The following is a 19,684-nucleotide window of genomic DNA, read 5'->3' on the forward strand; positions in this document are numbered from 1 at the left end:
GTGGGGTCGGGCGCGCGCGGCGCAGAAACCGTCCAGTGTATGGCTTTTGTGTATTATCGTGGTCCTTATCAATTCACGGTAAATCCGGCCATTCACCACAAGGGAGTGACGCATGTCAGCACCATCCGTTCAGCTGTATTCGGTACGCGACGCGGTCGACGAGAATCTCGACAGCGCGGTGGACCGCTTGGCCGGAATCGGGTTCACCAAGGTCGAGCCCTACGCCTTCCAGCTGCGCACAGCGGACTACAAGCGTGCGTTTGCCGCATCCGGTGTGATTGCGCCGTCCGGACATGCCGCCGTGATCGACTCCGGCAACCCCGGCGCAATCTTCGACTCCGCGGCCGAGCTCGGTATCGGGATCGTCATCGATCCGTTCATCCCGACCGACCGCTGGCAGACCGCGGATGACGTGCACAGGATCGCAGATCGGGTGAACGAGCTCAGCGCCCAGGCGACCGAGCGCGGCCTCGAGTTCGGTTACCACAACCACCAGTGGGAGTTCACCAACAGGGTCGATGGCCGGACGGTCTACGAGTTGTTCGTCGAACTCATCGCGCCGTCTGTGGCGCTCGAGGTCGACACCTTCTGGGCAACGGTCGGCGGTGCGGACGCTCCCGCCGTGCTTCGCTCGCTCGGAGACAGGGTGCGCGCGCTGCACATCAAGGATGGCCAGGTCACCGGCGACATCGCGACGGCACTGCCGAGCAGCGAGAGCGCACTGATCGTCCCCGAGGCGCTCAAGGCCGCTTTCGAGAACCAGACCCCTGCCGGACAGGGCGACATCGACGTGAAGGCGATGCTGACGGCATCCCCGAACGCGCTCCGAGTCGTCGAGTTCGACGCGTACTCCGGAGACGTCTTCGACGCCATTGCCCAGTCGTACCGGTGGCTGCAGGCGAACGACAGCGCGGTGGCCTCGTGAGCGGTGCATCTGAAAGGATGGGCGTCGGTGTAATCGGCGCGGGCGTCATCTCGGCGCAGTATCTCAAAAACCTGGTGCGCTTCCCCGAGGTCGAGGTGAAGTTCATCGCCGACATCGATCTCGATCGAGCGGCGGCGCAGGCAGCGGCCTACGGGGTGTCCCGCTCAGGGAGTGTCGAGGAACTGCTGGCCCACGACGACATTCAGCTCGTGGTCAACCTCACGATCCCGGCCGTGCACACCGAGGTGGATCTCCGCATCATCGCAGCGGGCAAGCACGTCTGGAGCGAGAAGCCGTTCGCGCTCGATCACGACTCCGCCATGAACGTGCTTGCGGCTGCAGACGCAGCGGGCGTGCGCGCGGCCTGCGCGCCGGACACCGTGCTCGGCGCAGGCATCCAGACCGCACTCCGCGCGATCGCGCGCGGCGACATCGGCGAGCCGCTGACGGCATCCACGGTCTTCCAGGTCCCGGGCCCCGAGACCTGGCACCCGAATCCCGACTTCCTCTATGCGCGTGGGGCAGGCCCTCTGTTCGACATGGGGCCGTACTACGTCACGACCCTCGTGCACGCCTTCGGAGCGGCGACACGAGTTCAGGCCGTCTCGTCACAATCGCGCACCACACGAACGATCGCCACAGGCCCACGTGCCGGCGAGTCATTCCCCGTCGAGGTACCGACGCATCACGCTGCTCTCATCGAGTTCGGCAACGGCCGGTCGGCACAGTCCACCTTCTCGTTCCAGCACGCACGCGCGCGCGCCGGATTCGTCGAGATCAATGGCACGGAGGGAACACTCGCCCTGCCGGATCCGAACACGTTCGACGGAGACACCGAGCTCTGGCGCGACGGCCAAGACACACCTGCGATCATTCGCGCGACCGGTGCGGCGTACGGCCGCGGTACGGGCGTGATCGAGCTCATCCGCGCGGTGCGCGCCGGTCGTGCCGAGCGCGCATCCGGCCTGCTCGCCACTCACGTCCTCGATGTGCTCCTCGGCATTCGTGACGCCGCCGCCGGTGGAAGTCCCGTGGAGATCACCTCGACCGTGCCCGAGGTGCCGCCGCTGCCGGAGGACTGGGACCCGACGACGGCCGAGTAGCACACCTCCCGCACTGCCGGCCTCTCCTCCCGTGGCGGACGGAGAGGTCGACAGTCCACAGTTTGTGCCGGAACGATCCGCAGTGGATGCGGTGGACGTAGCGTTCCTGCATGACGTCGCCCGGCCGCCTCCTCGCACCCGCGACGGGTCGAATACGGCTCGGGCTCGGTGCGGCGGTCGTGCTCGTCATCCTGGGCCTCGGCGTTGCGGTGCTCGTGAGCACGCTCGGATCGCACGGATCGACGACGTCGTTCGCCACCGGCGCGGCCTCGAGCAGATCGTCCCCGGGTGCCACGTCGCCGGGAGTCGCAACGGCCGGTGCTGCCCCGATCTATGTTCACGTGGTCGGCGCCGTCGCGCATCCGGGGCTCTTCGCCCTGCGCGACGGAGACAGGGTCGTGGATGCGGTCTCGGCTGCGGGTGGGTTCACCGACACAGCAGACCAGAGCCAGGTCAACCTGGCCAGATTCGTCTCCGATGGCGAACAGCTCGTCGTACCCGTTCGGGGCGCGACCCCACCGGCGGCGGGCCCCACGGGGACCAGCGGTGGGAAGGTCAACCTCAACACCGCTGATCTCGCGACTCTCGAGACGCTCCCGCGCGTCGGGCCTGCGATGGCCCAGAGAATCATCGACTGGCGGACGAGTAAGGGGCGGTTCTCCTCGATCCAGGATCTGATGAGCGTGACCGGCGTAGGTGACAAGACCTTCGCGCAGCTCAAAGACCTCGTGACGGTGTGAAGGCCGACCTGAGGCTGGCGGTTCCGACGGTGGCCGCCTGGGTCGCCGGTGCCGTGCTGCTCGCCCAGCCCTCTGCCCTTGTCGTAGCCGCGATCGTCGCCTGGTCGGTAACAGGCCTCGTGGTCGTGGCTGCGTTCCTGTTTCGCACCCGCCTGGTCGCGGGTCTGCTCACCATGGCCGTCGTCTCGCTCACCGCGGCAGCGCTCGTGCTGAGTTCCGCAGCAGTCCAGGAGGCACAGAGGAGTCCTCAAGCGCTGCGAGATGCGGCTTCGGCCGGCAGGTTCGTCACGGGCGAGGCCGTCACGACGCAACCCGTCGCGCCGAACGCACCCCGGTTTTCGGCCACGCTGCATTCCGTCGAAGTCGGTGGGCATCGCATCGCGTTGTCGGCGCCCGTCACGGTATTCGCGGCGCGAGACGATGACGCGGCGGGCCGGGGTTCTGCAGAGCGCGTGCTGGGCATCGGCAGCACGGTGCAGTTGCGCGGCACGGTCGCCACGGCAGAGGCGGGCGACGACGTGTCGTTCCTGTTCTTCTCCGACTCCGCGCCGAGCCTGCTTGCGGGTCCGCCGTGGTATCTCGACTGGGCGACCCAGCTTCGAACCCGGTTTGCGGATGCCGCCAAGGGCCTGCCGGGAGATGGTGGCGCGCTGCTTCCGGGCCTCGCCATCGGTGACACGAGTGCCGTGAGCGTCGGACTCGACACTGCGATGAAGGCAAGCTCGCTCAGCCACCTGACCGCCGTATCCGGGGCCAACTGTGCGGTCGTGATCGCTCTGGTCATGGCCGCGGGAGCAGCGCTCGGTATCAGGCGGGGCCTGCGGGTGGTGGCGTCCCTCGTGACGCTCCTCGCTTTCGTGGTGCTCGTCACGCCGCAGCCGAGTGTGTTGCGAGCCGCCGTCATGGCCGCCCTCGTACTCGCGGCAATGGCGCGAGGGTGGCCGGTCAGAGGGATGCCCGTTCTTGCGCTCGCCTCGCTCGTGCTGCTCACGGCCGACCCCTGGCTTGCCCGCAGCTACGGCTTTGTGCTTTCCGTGTTCGCCACGGGCGGGCTGCTTCTCCTGTCGCGGCCGCTCACGATGTTGTTCTCGCGCTGGCTGCCCACGGCCCTCGCAGCAGTGATCGCGATTCCCCTCGCGGCGCAGCTCGCGTGCCAGCCCGTGCTCATCCTGCTGAACGCCTCGATCCCGCTGTATGCCGTGCCCGCCAACGTGCTCGCGGAGCCCGCGGCTCCGATTGCGACCATCCTCGGACTCGCCGCCTGCGTTCTGCTCCCGTGGGTCCCCGCGCTCGGCCAGGTCATCAGCTGGCTGGCGTGGCTGCCGTCGAGCTGGATCGCGGGCGTCGCACGATTCTGCGAGTCGCTGCCGGCCAGCAGCGTACCGTGGCCCGCCGGCGTCCCCGGCGTGATCCTCGTCGCCGCGGTCATTGCGCTCGCTCTGTTCGTGCTGTTGGCGCGGGGCACGCGAACCACATCATGGCGGAAGGTCGCGGCCGCAGCGCTCGTGCTCGTGCTGGTCAGCTACCTCGGCATCGCCGGCGGAGACCGTCTGAGGCAGTCGATCAGTCGACCGGCCGACTGGCAGATCGCGGCCTGCGACATCGGCCAGGGCGATGCGGTGCTTGTGCGGAGCGACGGCACTGTGGCACTCGTTGATACCGGCCCGGACCCGGCGCTACTTCACCGCTGTCTGGGCGAACTCGGCATCGACCGTATCAACCTCCTCGTGCTGACTCACTACGACCTGGATCATGTCGGCGGCACCTCGGCCGTGCTCGGCATGGTGGATCACGCCGTCATCGGTCCGCCCGCGGACTTCCACGACACCCGTCTCGCCGACTGGGTGAGGAGCGCAGGGGCCGAGGTGCACGAGGTCGCTCGAGGTGAGAACGGCAGGATCGGCGAACTGCGCTGGGACGTGCTGTGGCCGCCCGTGCGCACGGACACGGTCGAGCCGGGGAACGACGCGAGCGTCACGGTCGAGTTCAGTGGTGCGGGCGAGTGTCAGCGCGGCTGCCTGACCTCGCTGTTCCTCGGCGATCTCGGCAACGAGCCCCAGGCGAGGATGCTCGGGGCCAACCCGCAGCTGGGTCACGTTGACGTCGTGAAGGTCGCGCACCACGGCTCGGCGGACCAGAACCCTGGGCTCTACGAAAAGATCCAGGCCACGGTCGGGGTGATCAGCGTCGGCGCACACAATCGCTACGGGCATCCCACGAAGACACTGCTCGACATCCTGGCGAGGGTGGGAACTGCTGCGGAGCGCACCGACAGGCAGGGCATGATTTTGGTCTCCCCGCGCCCGGGCGGTGGCATGAGCGTCTGGTCGGAGAAGCCGGGATGATCGTGCATCCGGGGAAGGACGGTGGCGGCCAGTAGTCTTGACCTGAGCAATCGCGCGAACGCAGGGGAGTCCAGTGGCAGGCAAGGCGCCGTCCAAGATGGCCGTGGTCATACCCCAGCTCAGCTGGCAGAAGGTGCGTCCGGCACCCGTTGTGCTCGTGTCCGGCACAGAGGGAGTGCTCGCCGATCGTGCGATTCGCCTGCTGCGTGACACGCTGCGCGCGGAGGACCCCAGCATCGAGGTGAGTGACATCGAGGCCGACGGCTACGTGCCGGGCGAATTGCTCACCGTGGCCAGTCCGTCGCTGTTCGGGGAGCCACGGTTCATCCGCGTCGTGAACGTCGAGAAGTGCACCGATGTGTTCATCACCGAGGTCATGGACTACCTGCAGGCTCCGGCCGACGACACCTACCTCTTGCTGCGCCACGCGGGTGGAGTGCGTGGCAAGAAGCTGCTCGATTCCTTGCGTGGCGGACTCGGCGGCGGCATCGAGGTGGTGTGCGCGGAGCTCAAGAAAGACACCGAGAAGTTCGACTTCGCCGCGGCCGAGTTCGCCTCGGCCGGGCGGCGCGTGAGCTCCGGTGCGCTCAGGGCGCTCACCGCCGCGTTCAACGACGACCTCGCGGAACTCGCGTCCGCCTGCCAGCAACTCCTTGCCGACGCCAGCGAAGAGGTCACAGAGCAGACCGTCGAGAGGTATTACTCCGGCCGGGTCGAGACCAACGCGTTCCGGGTGGCCGACGAGGCGATCTCGGGCCGACGCGGCGAGGCCCTGATCCTGCTCAGGCACGCCCTCGCCTCCGGTGCCGATCCGGTTCCCATGGTCGCGGCGTTTGCCAGCAAGCTGCGCACGATGGCCAAGGTCTCCGGTGCGGGGGGTGGTTCAGGCCAACTGGCGCAGCGGCTTGGTCTCGCCCCGTGGCAGGTCGACCGCGCGCGTCGCGACCTGCAGGGCTGGGACGACGACGGCCTCGGGCGCTGCCTCGAGATGCTCGCATCAACGGATGCCGCGGTCAAGGGAGCAAGTCGCGACCCGGTCTTCGCCCTGGAACGCATGGTCGGAATGGTGAGCGGGCGCGGGCGCGTCTGACGGACTTCAGACCCACACGCAAAGAACCCCGCCTCGATGAGGCGGGGTTCTTTGCTGAAAGCGGTGTGCTCAGAGAGCGTTGACCTGCTTGGCGATCGCCGACTTGCGGTTCGCTGCCTGGTTCTTGTGCAGCACGCCCTTGCTGGCGGCCTTGTCGAGCTTCTTCGACGCGACGAGAAGGGCGGCGGCAGCCTTGTCCTTGTCGCCGGCAACGATTGCCTCGCGCGTGGCGCGGACAGCGGTCTTGACCTCGCTGCGCACGGCCTTGTTGCGATCCGTCGCCTTCTTGTTGGTGAGGATGCGCTTCATCTGCGACTTGATATTTGCCACGTCTTATAACCTTCTGTGTTTCGAGTGATTCGTGTGAGTTCTGGCAGCCGTACCCACCGAAACGTGAGGTGGGGCCGCGATTCGTACCCCTCGCCGGTCCACGCGGAACTCGGCTGTGCACGCAAGCCAACAGGCAACATTACCAGTCGCCCGGTACATCCTACAATGACGGAGCGTTGGCTGCGGTGTCGGCACCCCGATATCGACTATCTGGCGCGTCGCTAGAATTAGAAACAGCAAAGTTCATCTAAATAAGGGAGTGTTTCGTGTCCGCAGCGGTGGATCAGCCAGGTGTCGCAGATTTCGACTGGTCTGGAGTGGTCGACTACTCGAAGCGGAACTGGGCCGAACCTCCCAAGACCCAGTACGAGCTTCCCGGCGTGACGGTCGAGGATCACCTGGGCGTTCCCGTCGCGGTCGTGCCGCTCTGGCACTCGGTCGTCACCGCCACGCTCACGCTTCCCGCGGGCGATCGCGAGGCTCTCCGCTCGGCGCAGCGACGCCTTGCCGCGGCACTCGCCGAGGTCGAGCGCGTGTACCCGCTTAATCCTGGCGGCATCCTCACCCAGGTGGCGTACGGGCTCAGCTACTTCCGCAACTTCCTGCCCAAGGCGCTCGTTGACGAGCACTTCCCCAAGTCGACGCTCGCGGGCAGCGAGGGTGAGCCCGCGATCATCGATTCCATCCGTTTCCCGAAGGACCCGCAGGACGCGCAGCTGGAAGACAACGACATCGTCTTCCATTTCAAGAGCGACTACCGCGGCCACATCGAGCAGGTCATCGGTGCACTGTTCCGCCCGGGCGAGCAGGTACTCAACGGTCTTCCGGCCGAGAACGCCTACGTTGGCGACCTGTTCACCATCACCTCGCTCCGTCACGGGTTCGCGGGCCACGGGTTGCCCAAGGTGATCGGGCAGCGACTCGGGATTCCCGGGGCGGAGCATGTTCCGGATGGCGCCATGCTGTTCATGGGGTTCAGCTCGAGCCACGTGCACGGCCTGGCCCAGGGCAACCTGCCGAGCTTTGAGACCCTTCCCGGATACACCGATGTCACGGTGGACGACTACTTCGCCGGAGGCACGGCCATGCACCTGTCGCGCATCGGGATCGACCTCGCCAAGTGGTACGAATTGGGGTCGAAGGATCGGCTCTCGCGCGTGTTCCACCCGCGCCGCACGGAGGGCGCAGAGGTGTTGTCGCCCGACCAGTCACCCGCCACGGTCACCTTCGAGGAACAGCGCGATCGCGACGTTGCCGAGACCGGTGTCATCGGTCACAACGAGCAGATGCAGTTCCTGTCGCGACTGAGCGAGGACACGACGACCGCGTACGGAGAGAAGCTGCCGCGCGGCACGGTGATGTTCCTCCGCCAGGACTTCAACACGGTGGAGAACCCCTTCGCCTTCTCGTCCGCCGGGCGGATCGACCCGACGCCGCGGGCCGGCGTGCACTTCGTCGGTATGGGGCCGTCCGCCCAGTACTACGAGAAGCTGCGGCTGCAGATGGACAGCGTCGACCACCAGAAGCGCTACAACATGCCGGATGCGAATCTCGGCTTCACGGGATTCCTGCAGACGACCCACCGGCAGAACCTTCTGCTGCCGCCTCGCGCGCACCGCTCGTTCCCGCTCGCCGAGCTCGGATGATGCCGCGGCCTTCGGGGCCGCATACGCATGGGAGAATAGTGTGTTCACCCACCAGCATCAGCAGAGGACACCGTGTCGCCACGAGCAGTGAAGACCCTGGAGCCGGCATCCACCGACCCCGCCTTCATCCGCAACTTCTGCATCATCGCGCACATCGACCATGGCAAGTCGACGCTCGCAGACAGGATGCTGCAGATCACCGGCGTGGTGAGCGATCGCGACATGCGCGCGCAATACCTCGATCGCATGGACATCGAGCGCGAGCGCGGCATCACGATCAAGAGCCAGGCCGTGCGGATGCCGTGGGCCGCCGCCGGGCCATCCGGCGAGCTCGAGAGCTATGCCCTCAACATGATCGACACCCCCGGTCACGTCGATTTCACCTATGAGGTGTCGCGGAGCCTCGCCGCGTGCGAGGGAGCGATCCTGCTCGTGGATGCCGCCCAGGGAATAGAGGCCCAGACACTCGCGAACCTGTACCTTGCCCTCGACAACGACCTCGTCATCATCCCGGTGCTCAACAAGATCGACCTGCCCGCTGCTGACCCGGACAAGTATGCGAAGGAACTCGCCGGACTCATCGGCGGGGACCCTGCCGACGTGCTGCGGGTCTCCGGCAAGACGGGGGAGGGCGTCGAGGAACTGCTGCAGAAGGTCGTCGAACTCGTGCCCGCGCCGCACGGCGAGAAGGACGCTGCCCCACGAGCGATGATCTTCGACTCCGTGTACGACGCGTACCGCGGCGTCATCACCTACGTGCGCATGATCGACGGCACGCTCGTACCGCGCGAGAAGGTCATGATGATGAGCACCAAGAGCACGCACGAACTGCTCGAGATCGGTGTGAGTTCGCCCGAGCCGACTCCAACGAAGGGCCTCGGCGTCGGTGAGGTCGGATACCTGATCACCGGGGTCAAGGACGTGCGCCTGAGCAAGGTCGGAGACACCGTGACGAGTTCGGCGAAGCCGTCGGAGGTGCCGCTCAAGGGGTACTCCGAGCCCAAGCCGATGGTGTTTTCGGGACTGTATCCGATCGACGGTTCCGACTATCCGGTGCTGCGGGAGGCCCTCGACAAGCTCAAGCTCAGTGACGCCGCCCTCGTGTACGAGCCGGAGACATCCGTCGCCCTCGGCTTCGGATTCCGCTGCGGATTCCTGGGACTGCTGCATCTCGAGATCGTCACCGAGCGGCTCGAGCGCGAGTTCGGTCTCGACCTCATCACCACGGCGCCGAGCGTGATCTACACGGTCACGACCGATGACAAGAAGTCTGTCACGGTGACGAACCCGAGCGAGTTCCCCGCGGGGAAGATCGCCTCGGTGTCCGAGCCGATCGTCAAGGCATCGGTGCTCGCGCCTAAGGACTTCGTCGGCACCATCATGGAACTCTGTCAGGGCAGGCGCGGCACCCTCCAGGGCATGGAATACCTCGGCGAAGACCGGGTCGAGCTGCACTACACGATGCCGCTCGGTGAGATCGTCTTCGACTTCTTCGACCAGCTCAAGAGTCGCACGCAGGGGTACGCCTCGCTCGACTATGAGCCGCTGGGCGAGCAGGATGCCGACCTCGTGAAGGTGGACATCCTGCTGCAGGGTGAGGCGGTCGACGCTTTCAGCGCCATCGTGCACAAAGACAACGCGTACGCCTACGGCGTGCTCATGACCGAGCGACTGAAGAAGCTCATCCCCAGGCAGCAGTTCGAGGTGCCGATCCAGGCGGCCATCGGGGCGCGGATCATCGCTCGCGAGAGCATCAGCGCGATGCGTAAGGATGTGCTCGCCAAGTGCTACGGGGGCGACATCACCCGCAAGCGCAAGCTGCTCGAGAAGCAGAAGGAGGGGAAGAAGCGCATGAAGATGGTCGGACGCGTCGAGGTTCCCCAGGAGGCGTTCATCGCCGCGCTCTCCGGCGATACCGAGAAAAAAGAGAAGAAGTGATGCACGGCTCCGCGTTGTGGGAGCAGCCGGTCAGCTATGCCGCGGTCGGTGCCACCCAGGCTTCAGACCTGCTTCGCTACCCGCCCGCAGGTTTTCGCCCCGTCGTGAAGCGCGTGCGCATCGGTCACGGCCCGCTGAGGTGGAGCTTCGCCTCACAGGCGGTGCTCTCGTGGGGCGTGCAGCGGCGCAGCGGATTGCGGGTCGAGACGACCGAGAGCCCGGACGAGGTCACGGGCCACGCCTACGTTCCCGTCTCGCTCGATACCGACGGAGTTCCGGTGCCGCGCTCACAGGCGGCGGGCGACGAGGAGATCGTCTACGGATCTGACGGAACCCCGATGGTCGCCGCCGGAGACACCGTCTGGCTGCACATTCCTGTTGGGCCGTTCTCGATCAAGGCTCCCGCGCGGGTGGTGTACGTGATCAACGAGAAGAAGCGACGCGGGTTCGCCTATGGGACACTTGCGGGGCATCCGGAGCGTGGCGAGGAGGCCTTCGTGGTCGAACTCGACGAGGACGGATCGGTGTGGTTCGAGGTGCGCGCGTTCTCGAGGCCATCGCACTGGCTGTGGTGGTGCGTGTATCCGGTGCTGCGATTCGCCCAGTTCCTCTACACGAGGCGCTACCTGAGCTCCCTCTCCGGCGCGATCGACTGATCATGCCCGGTGCACTCCCGATCGCTGACCCGGCCCCGCTGGACGGTGCGCTGCCCGACTCCGCGGCGGTCGGTGCGCTCGATCGCAACTTCGGCGTGTACCTGCACGTGCCGTTCTGCCGGGTGCGCTGCGGATACTGCGACTTCAACACCTACACGGCGGAGGAACTGCGCGGCGCGAAGCGCACAGACTACGCGGGGGAGGCGATAGCCGAGGTCGGTATGGCATACCGCATCCTCGATACGGCGGGAGTCGCCGCGCGGCCGGTCTCGACGGTGTTCTTCGGTGGCGGCACTCCGACTTTGCTCCCGGTGACGGACCTGGCCGCGATGCTCGGCTCCGTCGTCGACGCGTGGGGACTCGCGCCCGGCGCGGAGGTGACGACGGAGGCGAACCCCGACTCCGTCGACGCGAAGTACCTGCACGCCCTCGCGGCCGCCGGCTTCACGCGCGTCTCTTTCGGCATGCAGTCCGCGGTGCCGCACGTGCTCGCCACGCTCGAGCGCACGCACGATCCCGACCGGATTCCGCTCGTGGTCGAGTGGGCGCGGGACGCCGGTCTCCAGGTGAGTCTCGACCTCATCTACGGGACTCCGGGCGAATCCATCGACGACTGGAGGCGCTCGCTCGACCAGGCGCTCGCGCAGCATCCGGATCACCTCTCTGCGTACTCGCTCATCGTCGAGGACGGCACCAAGCTGGCCAGGCAGATCCGCCGAGGCGAGGTGCCGCAGCCCGACGAGGACCTGCAGGCAGACATGTACGAGCTCGCGGATGCGGTGCTCGCAGACGCGGGCTTCTCCTGGTACGAGGTGAGCAACTGGTCGAGGGGGTCGGAGTTCGTCTCGCGGCACAACCTCGCCTATTGGCAGGGACACGATTGGTGGGGCGTCGGGCCGGGCGCGCACAGCCACGTCGGTGGAGTGCGCTGGTGGAACGTGAAGCACCCGGCCGCCTACGCGGAGCGTATCGCCGCCGGCCACTCGCCGGGGGCGGGACGCGAGGTGCTCGATGCGGAGACGAGGCGAGTCGAGAGCGTCCTGCTGCGGAGCCGAATCAGCGAGGGATTGCCCGTTGACGTCCTGACAGCGGACGGACGCACCGCGGTCGCCGGGCTCATCGCCGACGGACTCGTCGACGGTGGGGCGGCTCTCGCGGGCGTCATCCGCCTCACCCTGCGCGGAAGACTCCTGGCCGATGCCGTGGTGCGGAGACTGCTCGCCGACTGAATCCGGGCCTCGAACACAGCGCGGGTTCGGGAGCGAACTCCCGAACCCGCGTGCGTGGCTGGTGCGGTGTTACTTGATGAAGCGGAACGAGAACGGGTAGCGGTAGGAACCGCCCTGCTGCACCTTCACTCCGCCGAGCACCGAGAACACGACGTTCGCGATGTAGATCAGGAAGCCGATCAGCGTCAGCAGCCAGCCGAGGCCGACGATGACGAAGGGGATGAGGAGGATCGAGGAGATGATGAGCCAGGCAATCCAGATGATGAGGAAGGTGATCTGCCAGTTCAGGGCTTCCTTGCCTTCGACCCTGGTGCGCTCTCCACGATCCTTGAACACCAGGAAGATGATGAGCGAAGGGAGGATCCACAGGATTCCACCGAAGTGGGCGAGGGATGCCCAGAGCTTGTCGTCGGCCGCGGTGAGCGGTGCCGCAGGCTGAGGTGCCGCTGGCTGCGGGGTTTGGTCAGTCATGTGCGTAGCCTTTCAGTGTCAACGGGTCCTTCCTGGAGTCAGGAGAGACTGTGCGCGCTCTCCCGCCCCGAAAGGGTCACGGTCGAGCACATGCCTAAGGTAGTGCCCAGCCACACGGCACGCAATGACCGCCACACGATGTCCGAGAGGGCGTGCTCGCGATACAATTAGCAGTCAAAGCAGCTGAGTGCCAGTAATCGGATGCGCGGGAAGAGAGGGTGCGAGATGGTTTCAGAACGCAGCCTCGAGGTCCTCAGGGTCATCGTGCAGGACTACGTCGCATCCCGCGAGCCGGTGGGGTCGAAGTCGATCGTCGACCGCCACTCCTTCGGGGTCTCGGCCGCGACCATCCGCAACGACATGGCACTGCTCGAAGAAGAAGAACTCATCGCGGCGCCGCACACCTCCTCCGGCCGTATCCCGACAGACAAGGGCTACCGCGTCTTCGTCAACCAGCTCGCGGACCTGCGCCCGTTGTCTGCGGCCCAGCGCCAGGCGATCGAGACGTTCCTCGGCCAGTCCGCCGATCTCGACGAGGTGCTCGGACGCACGGTGCGTCTCCTCGCGCAGCTCACCCACCACGTCGCACTCGTGCAGTATCCCTCGCTCACGCGCTCGCGCATCCGGCACATCGAACTGGTGCCGCTGGCGCCGAGACGCATGATGACGGTGCTGATCACCGACTCGGGGCGCGTCGAGCAGCGACTGCTCGACCTGAGTGAGGAACTCGACGACGGCTTCCTCCACACCCTTCGCGAGAAGCTCAATGCCGCGATCGACGGTCTCGGCCTCGACGCCGCAGCGGACAAGCTCTCGGGCTTCGGTGAACAGTTCGAGGCGAACAGACGCGCTGTAGTGGATCAGGTGGCCGCGGCCCTCAGCGAGCAGGTGCTCGCCGGGCGCCAGGAGAGGCTCCTCATGGCGGGCACTGCGAACCTCGTTCGCACCGAGGAGGATTTCAGCGGCAGCATCTATCCGGTGCTGGAGGCCATCGAGGAGCAGGTCACCCTGCTGCGCTTGTTCGGCGAGATGGAACCCGAGCAGAACGGGTTCTCGGTGAGCATCGGCAGCGAGAACGCATCATTCGGACTGGGGGAGACCTCCGTGCTGACCACGGGGTACACCTCGACGGGAGACGGACTCGCGCGCCTTGCCGTGCTCGGGCCGACCCGCATGGACTATTCGAGCAACATCACGGCGGTCAGGGCCGTTGCGCGGTATCTCTCTCGGCTGCTGGGCGACTAGCCGCACCAGGTGGACCATATCGCGCTGGACCCGTGCCTGCTGCACACAACATATTGAGGAACGACATTGGCAGACCACTATGAGGTTCTTGGCGTCGACCGGGATGCGACTCCCGATCAGATCAAGAAGGCATATCGCCGTCTTGCGAGAGAACTTCACCCCGATGTGAACCCGGGTGCGGAGGCATCCGAGAAGTTCAAGCTCGTGACGCACGCCTACGACGTGCTCTCCGACCCGAACCAGCGCCAGCAGTATGACCTCGGGCCGCAGGCCGGCTTCGGCGGCGGGGCGAACTTCGGCGGCTTCGGTGACATCTTCGAGACCTTCTTCGGCGGTGGCGGTGGGCGGCGCTCCGGGCCGCGGTCTCGCCGTGAACGGGGCCAGGACGCGCTCATCCGGGTCGAGGTGGATCTCGACGACGTCGTCTTCGGAACCCGGCGCGACGTCGAGGTGGACACGGCCGTGCTGTGTGAGACCTGCGGCGGCTCGTGCTGTGCTCCCGGCACCCAGCCGGTCACCTGTGACATCTGCCAGGGAACAGGGCAGATCCAGCGCACCGTCCGCAGCCTGCTCGGCAATGTCATGACCTCGAGCCCGTGCGGCACCTGCCGCGGCTACGGCACGGTCATCCCGAATCCGTGTCCCACCTGCCAGGGACAGGGGCGCGTGCGCGCGCGCCGCACGATCCCCGTCGACATCCCCGCGGGCGTCGACACCGGGCTGCGCCTGCAGATGCCGTCGCAGGGTGAGGTCGGCCCGGCCGGCGGCCCGAACGGTGACCTGTACCTCGAGATCAAGGTGCGCCACCACGACGTGTTCAGCCGCAACGGCGACGACCTGCTGGCCACGCTTGAGGTGCAGATGACGGATGCGATCCTCGGCACCAAGACGACGCTCAAGACGCTCGATGGTGAGGTCACGGTCGAGATCAAGCCAGGTACCCAGAGCGCGGAGGTCATCACGGTCAAGGACCGCGGTATCACCCGTCTTCGCGGAAGCGGTCGTGGCGATCTCAAGATCGGTGTGCAGGTGACCACCCCCACGAAGCTCAGCGGCAAGGAGCAGGAGCTGATCAAGCAGTTCGCCGGCAGCCGCAAGCAGTCCGCGCCCACGCTCACCCACTTCCAGCAGGGACTGTTCCAGAAGCTGCGCGACCGCTTCCTCAACATCTGAGCTGCTCCGCCCACCCGCCCGGGTGTGGCCCCTTCGGAAATTCAGGACTTTGGTCGTCCCGACTGCGACTCTGTGCGGTAACTCCGGGGGTGCATGCGTCGGCGCGTGGCCAAAGTCCTGAATTTCCGAAAGCAGACATCTCGGGGAGGCACTCTTGGGCGCGAGTGGAATCTGGGAGAGTTGAGGCGTGGCGCACTTCTATCTGAATGACGAGTTGCTGGCTGCGGCGGTGGGCGAGCGGATCTCCGTGAGCGGTGCCGAGGCGAGGCACGCTGTCACCGTGAGTCGCCTGATCACCGGTGAGTCGATCTCCGTCGGCAACGGCGCCGGGCTCGTCGTGAGCGGCACCATCGTGTCCGCGGATGCCGGCGAGTTCGTGCTCGAGGTCGAGACCGTGGAGCAGACTCCGGCCGCGAGTCCCGCGATCTGGCTGGCTCAAGCACTCGCGAAGGGCGATCGGGACGAGTACGCCGTGCAGCAGGCGACGGAACTCGGCGTCGACGGCGTGATTCCCTGGGCCGCGACGCGGTCGATCGTCAAGTGGGAGGGCAACAAGGTCGCCAAGGGCCATCAGCGCTGGTCCGCGATCGTGCGCGAAGCGACCAAGCAGTCGCTTCGACCCTGGATTCCGGGGGTGGGCGACCTCGCCTCGACCGCGGTGCTGTGCTCACTGGCGGGAGAGGCACGGATGATCGTGCTCGACCCCGCCGCGGAGCAGTCCCTGAGCGCGCTTGAGCCCGACGGGCGAGACATCGTGCTCGTCGTGGGGCCGGAGGGTGGGATTTCGGATACAGAACTGTCGCGCCTGGCCGCAGCAGGGGCATCCGCCTGGAGGCTCGGCGGCCCGGTGCTGCGCACCTCGACGGCGGGACCCGCCGCGATCGCCGTGCTCAATTCGCGGCTCGGGCGCTGGTAGCCACGCGCGATTAGCCCCAGGCGATTGCGAGGCAGCTCAGCGCTGCTGGAGCCGCGTCGCGAGCGACCTGATTCTCGACAGCACGAGCCGCACGTTCCGGCGCTCAAGCGTCTCCGGGCGGGCGAGGCAGTCGATCTGCCTGCCGAGCGGCGAGTGCTTGAGCGGCAGCAGCACGACTCCGGGATGCTGGTGCACGGTGTGGCGCGGCATGAGGGCGAGACATCCGCTCTCGGCGACGACTGAGGCGGCTACGGCGAACTCGTTGATCCGGTGGGCAATGCGCACCTCGCTCGCACCGAGGATCGAGACGAGCGCACCCTCGAGTGGAAAGCCCTCGTGCACGACCACCCAGCTCTCGCCGCGCAGGTCATCGGGGGTGAGCGATCGGTGGGTGGCGAGCCTGTGGCGCGTGCTCACCGCGATGTCCAGGGGTTCGAACAGGAGCGGCTTGACCGAGACAGAGTCAGGCCACGGCGCGCTGCCGGCGAGGCGGTGGGCCAGGACCAGGTCGTGCCGGGCCGTCAACCCGGGGAAGTCGCCCTGGGCAACGTCCTCGTCGCTGAGGCGCAGTCGCGGTTCCTTCGGGTCACTGAACTCGGCGAGCAGGGGCCCGAAGAAGGTGGTCCCCGCACTGTGAAAGGCCGCGATGGAGACCGTTCCCGCGGGCTCTGACTGGTAGTCCTTCACCGCCTGTCTCGCCCGCGCGAGAGCCACTTCGACCCCGACAGCCGCGGAGGCGAGCGCCGCTCCGGCGTCGGTGAGGACGGTGCGTCGCCCCTCCTTCCTGGTCAGCGGAACTGGCGAATCGCGCTGCAGCGCCGTGATCTGTTGCGAGACGGATGACGGCGTCACGTGAAGCGCGGCGGCGACGGCCGCGATGCTGCCGCGGTCCCGTAACTCGCGCAGCGCACGGAGCTGGCCCAATTCCATTAGTCCAAACTAATGCATGTGTCACGATATTGGTCCCTTGTACTAAGGGATGGCCGCCCCAGAGCATGGGGCATGATGACAACGCTCTGCCGCTTCCGGGTCGACCTTCTCCTGCTTGTGGTCGCCGCATCCTGGGGGTCGACCTATCTCGTGACGAAGGAGCTCGTGACGCCGTCATCGGTCATCGCGCTTCTCTCCGTGCGGATGCTTCTGGCGACGGCCCTGATGGCGGTCATCGTCGTGGCACGGAGAGCGCGTTCAGGCCCAGGGGAACAACCCAGACTCACGCGAGCGGGACTCGGAGTCGGGGTCGTGCTGGGAGTGCTCCTCGCCGCAGTGTTCGTCTGCGAGACCTCGGGGATCGCACACACCTCGGCCACGAACGCGGGGCTCATCATCAGCCTCACGATGGTATTCACCCCGATTCTCGAGTCCGTCGTCGCGCGCAGGCGCCTGCCGGGCGGCTTCTTCCTCGCGGCGCTCGTCGCGGTGGTAGGCGTAGCGCTCCTTGCGGGTGTTGGAGCGTTCGAGGCGCCGGGCCCCGGCGACCTTCTCATCCTGGGCGCCGCCGTCATCCGAGCCGTGCACGTCGTCGCCATGCACCGGCTGACGGAAGGCAGAAGCGGCGCACCCGCGAGTCCCCGCCCCGCCGTGGGCACGCTCACGCTCACGACCGTTCAACTGTCGACCTGCGCCGTGCTGTTCACGGTCGCGTCGGCGTTCATCGGTGACTCCGTACCTGCCTACCTCGGCACGCTCGGGGGAGGCACGCTCGCACTTTTCGCCTACCTGGTCGTGATCTGCACGGTGTTCGCCTTCGTCGTGCAGATGTGGGCTGTGCGACGCACCTCGCCGGCTCGGGTGAGCCTGCTCCTCGGAACGGAACCGCTCTGGGCCGCGATCGTCGGCGTCGGGATCGCGCACGACACACTGGATGCCGCGGGCTGGTGCGGAATGCTCCTCGTGCTCGTCGGAACATTCTGGGGGCGCCGGGTCGAACAGCGGCACCGTGAGGACGCCGCCCAGAGCGAACGGAAGCCCGCCCTCGCCTCCCGTCGTTTAAGCTAGGGGACATGTCAGACCAGAGCCCTTCGATCTTCACGCGGATTGTCGCGCGCGAAATTCCGGCTGACATCGTCTTCGAGACCGAGCGGATCATCGCCTTCCGCGACATCGCACCGCAGGCACCGGTGCACATCCTCGTGGTGCCGAAGACCGAGCAGTACGCCAACGTCGCCGAGCTCGCGGCGGGGGATCCAGCGCTCCTCGCCGAGGTCGTCGCCACCGCCCGCCAGATCGCCGAGGAACATTCCGGCGGTGAATATCGTTTGGTCTTCAACACCGGTGAAAGCGCCGGACAGACCGTATTCCATGTACACGCCCACGTTCTCGGTGGGAACCTTGCGGAAGGAACACTTGCCGACTAGCGAGAGGGCTGAACGGGGCATCCAGGATGCCGCCCGGGTGGAGAGTGCGAGCCTGCGCGTCGACGGCATTGCCATGGTGCGGTTGCTCGGCACCCAGGACCGCCTGTTGAAGGTCATCGAGAGACAGTTTCCGCGGGTAACACTCGCGGTGCGCAGTAATGAGATCACCATTGAGGGCGACACAGCTGAGGTGCGCGGAGCGGTGCGGCTGGTCGAGGAGCTGGTGACGATGATCAGGAGAGGTACTCAGATGGGCGACGGTGAGGTGGACGAGCACAGCGTGACGGAATCGGCGAAGATGCTGCGCACCGATCCGCGCACGAGCCCGGCCGAACTGCTGAGCCAGGCGATCCTCACGAGCCGCGGCAGGAGCATCCGCCCGAAGACCGCCGGACAGAAGGACTATGTCGACGCGATCGACGCGAACACGATCGTCTTCGGTATCGGACCGGCGGGAACCGGCAAGACCTATCTCGCGATGGCGAAGGCCGTGCAGGCGCTGCAGCGCAAAGAGGTCACCCGGATCGTCCTGACCCGGCCGGCCGTTGAGGCGGGCGAGCGGCTCGGCTACCTGCCGGGCACCCTCACCGACAAGATCGATCCGTACCTGCGGCCGCTCTTCGACGCGCTCGGCGAGATGATGGACCCCGAAGTGCTTCCGAAGCTTCTCGCAACGGGGACCATCGAGGTCGCACCCCTCGCCTACATGCGAGGTCGCACGCTGAACGAGGCATTCATCGTGCTCGACGAGGCGCAGAACACCACGCCCGAGCAGATGAAGATGTTCCTCACGAGGCTCGGGTTCGGCTCGAAGATGGTCATCACGGGCGATATCACCCAGATCGACCTGCCGGCCGCGGCGAGCGGACTCCAGCTCGTCACGACCGTGCTGTCCGACGTGGACGACATCCACTTCGCGAGGCTCACGAGCGCCGATGTCGTGCGGCACACGCTCGTCGGCCAGATCGTAGACGCCTACACGAAGTACGATGCGGAGCGTCAGGCGCAGCGGTACGAACGCGAGCAGCGCCGCAGCGCGGAGGGATCGAAGCCATGAGCGTCGAAGTCAACAACGAGTCCGTGGTGCCGGTTGACGAGGCTGCGCTGCAGCGACTGTCGATGTTCGCGCTCGACCAGTTGCACGTGCATCCGGATGCCGAGCTCGCGATCGTGCTCGTGGACGAGGCAGCCATGGAGCAGCTTCACGTGCAGTGGATGGACGAGCCGGGCCCCACGGATGTGCTGAGCTTCCCCATGGACGAGCTGCGGCCGGGCACGGACGACGCCCTGAGCCCCGCAGGACTGCTCGGCGACATCGTGCTGTGCCCGCAGGTGGCGATCGCGCAGGCGGAGGAGGCGGGCCACTCCACTCTGGACGAGCTGTTGCTTTTGACGACACACGGCATCCTGCACCTCCTCGGGTTCGATCACGCCGAGCCGGACGAGGAGAAGGAGATGTTCGGCATCCAGCGCGACATCCTGGCGAGCTTCGCCGACTCCGAGCGACGATCGAAGTAGCA

The 19,684-nt window shown here is 66.7% G+C and carries 19 protein-coding genes; 16 read left to right on the forward strand and 3 right to left on the reverse strand.

Going from position 1 to position 19,684, the window contains the following annotated elements; all coding sequences use genetic code 11:
- Nucleotides 1-112 precede the first annotated feature (112 nt).
- From ABUA28_RS05270 to holA, 5 genes are all read left to right on the forward strand, one after another.
- Nucleotides 113-925, forward strand: coding sequence for a sugar phosphate isomerase/epimerase family protein (locus ABUA28_RS05270; protein WP_349902900.1), 813 nt, complete (start codon nt 113-115; stop codon nt 923-925).
- Nucleotides 922-2,028 (forward strand): Gfo/Idh/MocA family protein, encoded by a 1,107-nt coding sequence (locus tag ABUA28_RS05275; RefSeq protein WP_349902901.1) that lies wholly within the window; start codon nt 922-924, stop codon nt 2,026-2,028. The genes ABUA28_RS05270 and ABUA28_RS05275 overlap by 4 nt, the downstream gene beginning before the upstream one ends.
- 110 nt (nt 2,029-2,138) lie before the next feature.
- Complete coding sequence (locus tag ABUA28_RS05280) at nt 2,139-2,768, forward strand: helix-hairpin-helix domain-containing protein (protein ID WP_349902902.1); 630 nt, start codon at nt 2,139-2,141, stop codon at nt 2,766-2,768.
- Nucleotides 2,765-5,113, forward strand: a complete 2,349-nt coding sequence (locus ABUA28_RS05285) for a ComEC/Rec2 family competence protein (protein WP_349902903.1) — start codon at nt 2,765-2,767, stop codon at nt 5,111-5,113. The genes ABUA28_RS05280 and ABUA28_RS05285 overlap by 4 nt, the downstream gene beginning before the upstream one ends.
- Nucleotides 5,114-5,210: 97 nt before the next feature.
- Complete coding sequence (holA, locus tag ABUA28_RS05290) at nt 5,211-6,203, forward strand: DNA polymerase III subunit delta (protein ID WP_349903281.1); 993 nt, start codon at nt 5,211-5,213, stop codon at nt 6,201-6,203.
- A gap of 69 nt (nt 6,204-6,272) precedes the next feature.
- On the opposite strand, the gene rpsT is transcribed toward holA, so the two are convergent.
- A complete protein-coding gene (gene rpsT / locus ABUA28_RS05295) occupies nt 6,273-6,533 on the reverse strand; it encodes a 30S ribosomal protein S20 (protein ID WP_349902904.1) in 261 nt (86 codons plus the stop codon).
- Nucleotides 6,534-6,799: 266 nt separating this feature from the next.
- Between rpsT and ABUA28_RS05300 the strand changes: the two genes are divergently transcribed.
- The 4 genes from ABUA28_RS05300 (at nt 6,800) to hemW (ending at nt 12,002) form a co-directional block, all read left to right on the forward strand.
- Entirely contained in the window at nt 6,800-8,179 is a 1,380-nt protein-coding gene (locus tag ABUA28_RS05300; RefSeq protein WP_349902905.1) for a DUF7405 family protein, read from the forward strand.
- A 72-nt stretch (nt 8,180-8,251) separates the two neighbouring features.
- Nucleotides 8,252-10,117 carry a translation elongation factor 4 gene (gene lepA / locus ABUA28_RS05305; RefSeq protein WP_349902906.1) on the forward strand — a complete coding sequence of 622 codons (1,866 nt, stop codon included), beginning with the start codon at nt 8,252-8,254 and terminating at the stop codon, nt 10,115-10,117.
- Nucleotides 10,117-10,773 carry a DUF1990 family protein gene (locus tag ABUA28_RS05310; protein ID WP_349902907.1) on the forward strand — a complete coding sequence of 219 codons (657 nt, stop codon included), beginning with the start codon at nt 10,117-10,119 and terminating at the stop codon, nt 10,771-10,773. Before lepA ends, ABUA28_RS05310 begins: the two co-directional genes overlap by 1 nt.
- Before the next feature lie 2 nt (nt 10,774-10,775).
- Complete coding sequence (gene hemW, locus ABUA28_RS05315) at nt 10,776-12,002, forward strand: radical SAM family heme chaperone HemW (RefSeq protein WP_349902908.1); 1,227 nt, start codon at nt 10,776-10,778, stop codon at nt 12,000-12,002.
- Nucleotides 12,003-12,071: 69 nt separating this feature from the next.
- Here hemW and ABUA28_RS05320 read toward each other — a convergent pair whose 3' ends face one another.
- Nucleotides 12,072-12,473 (reverse strand): DUF4870 domain-containing protein, encoded by a 402-nt coding sequence (locus ABUA28_RS05320; RefSeq protein WP_349902909.1) that lies wholly within the window; start codon nt 12,471-12,473, stop codon nt 12,072-12,074.
- 225 nt (nt 12,474-12,698) lie between these two features.
- Here ABUA28_RS05320 and hrcA point away from each other — a divergent pair, with 225 nt between their 5' ends.
- From hrcA to ABUA28_RS05335, 3 genes are all read left to right on the forward strand, one after another.
- Nucleotides 12,699-13,718, forward strand: coding sequence for a heat-inducible transcriptional repressor HrcA (gene hrcA / locus ABUA28_RS05325; protein ID WP_349902910.1), 1,020 nt, complete (start codon nt 12,699-12,701; stop codon nt 13,716-13,718).
- 66 nt (nt 13,719-13,784) lie between these two features.
- A complete protein-coding gene (gene dnaJ, locus ABUA28_RS05330) occupies nt 13,785-14,891 on the forward strand; it encodes a molecular chaperone DnaJ (protein ID WP_349902911.1) in 1,107 nt (368 codons plus the stop codon).
- A 187-nt stretch (nt 14,892-15,078) separates the two neighbouring features.
- Nucleotides 15,079-15,807: a 16S rRNA (uracil(1498)-N(3))-methyltransferase gene (locus ABUA28_RS05335; protein WP_349902912.1), complete on the forward strand. Its 729-nt coding sequence runs from the start codon at nt 15,079-15,081 to the stop codon at nt 15,805-15,807.
- Between the two features lie 36 nt (nt 15,808-15,843).
- Here the strand turns inward: ABUA28_RS05335 and ABUA28_RS05340 are convergent, their stop codons facing one another.
- Complete coding sequence (locus ABUA28_RS05340) at nt 15,844-16,737, reverse strand: LysR family transcriptional regulator (RefSeq protein WP_349902913.1); 894 nt, start codon at nt 16,735-16,737, stop codon at nt 15,844-15,846.
- Between the two features lie 72 nt (nt 16,738-16,809).
- Between ABUA28_RS05340 and ABUA28_RS05345 the strand changes: the two genes are divergently transcribed.
- From ABUA28_RS05345 to ybeY, 4 genes are all read left to right on the forward strand, one after another.
- The gene (locus ABUA28_RS05345) at nt 16,810-17,805 is read left to right on the forward strand and encodes a DMT family transporter (protein ID WP_349902914.1); all 996 of its coding nucleotides are present in this window, start codon (nt 16,810-16,812) and stop codon (nt 17,803-17,805) included.
- 5 nt (nt 17,806-17,810) lie between these two features.
- A complete protein-coding gene (locus tag ABUA28_RS05350; RefSeq protein WP_349902915.1) occupies nt 17,811-18,164 on the forward strand; it encodes a histidine triad nucleotide-binding protein in 354 nt (117 codons plus the stop codon).
- Nucleotides 18,165-18,237: 73 nt separating this feature from the next.
- Nucleotides 18,238-19,221, forward strand: a complete 984-nt coding sequence (locus ABUA28_RS05355) for a PhoH family protein (protein ID WP_349903282.1) — start codon at nt 18,238-18,240, stop codon at nt 19,219-19,221.
- Complete coding sequence (gene ybeY, locus ABUA28_RS05360; RefSeq protein ID WP_349902916.1) at nt 19,218-19,682, forward strand: rRNA maturation RNase YbeY; 465 nt, start codon at nt 19,218-19,220, stop codon at nt 19,680-19,682. The genes ABUA28_RS05355 and ybeY overlap by 4 nt, the downstream gene beginning before the upstream one ends.
- The last annotated feature ends 2 nt before the right edge of the window (nt 19,683-19,684 follow it).

The sequence above is a fragment of the Parafrigoribacterium humi genome (assembly GCF_040227205.1).
GTDB lineage: Bacteria > Actinomycetota > Actinomycetes > Actinomycetales > Microbacteriaceae > Parafrigoribacterium_A > Parafrigoribacterium_A humi.

Bases quoted from the DNA above. Each gene is read 5' to 3' on its own strand.
- ybeY (WP_349902916.1), top strand. From the start codon at position 19,218: ATGAGCGTCGAAGTCAACAACGAGTCCGTGGTGCCGGTTGACGAGGCT.
- holA (WP_349903281.1), top strand. From the start codon at position 5,211: ATGGCCGTGGTCATACCCCAGCTCAGCTGGCAGAAGGTGCGTCCGGCA.
- ABUA28_RS05310 (WP_349902907.1), top strand. From the start codon at position 10,117: ATGCACGGCTCCGCGTTGTGGGAGCAGCCGGTCAGCTATGCCGCGGTC.
- hrcA (WP_349902910.1), top strand. From the start codon at position 12,699: ATGGTTTCAGAACGCAGCCTCGAGGTCCTCAGGGTCATCGTGCAGGAC.
- ABUA28_RS05350 (WP_349902915.1), top strand. From the start codon at position 17,811: ATGTCAGACCAGAGCCCTTCGATCTTCACGCGGATTGTCGCGCGCGAA.
- ABUA28_RS05270 (WP_349902900.1), top strand. From the start codon at position 113: ATGTCAGCACCATCCGTTCAGCTGTATTCGGTACGCGACGCGGTCGAC.
- ABUA28_RS05345 (WP_349902914.1), top strand. From the start codon at position 16,810: ATGATGACAACGCTCTGCCGCTTCCGGGTCGACCTTCTCCTGCTTGTG.
- hemW (WP_349902908.1), top strand. From the start codon at position 10,776: ATGCCCGGTGCACTCCCGATCGCTGACCCGGCCCCGCTGGACGGTGCG.
- ABUA28_RS05320 (WP_349902909.1), bottom strand. From the start codon at position 12,473: ATGACTGACCAAACCCCGCAGCCAGCGGCACCTCAGCCTGCGGCACCG.
- ABUA28_RS05340 (WP_349902913.1), bottom strand. From the start codon at position 16,737: ATGGAATTGGGCCAGCTCCGTGCGCTGCGCGAGTTACGGGACCGCGGC.
- ABUA28_RS05280 (WP_349902902.1), top strand. From the start codon at position 2,139: ATGACGTCGCCCGGCCGCCTCCTCGCACCCGCGACGGGTCGAATACGG.
- ABUA28_RS05355 (WP_349903282.1), top strand. From the start codon at position 18,238: ATGGTGCGGTTGCTCGGCACCCAGGACCGCCTGTTGAAGGTCATCGAG.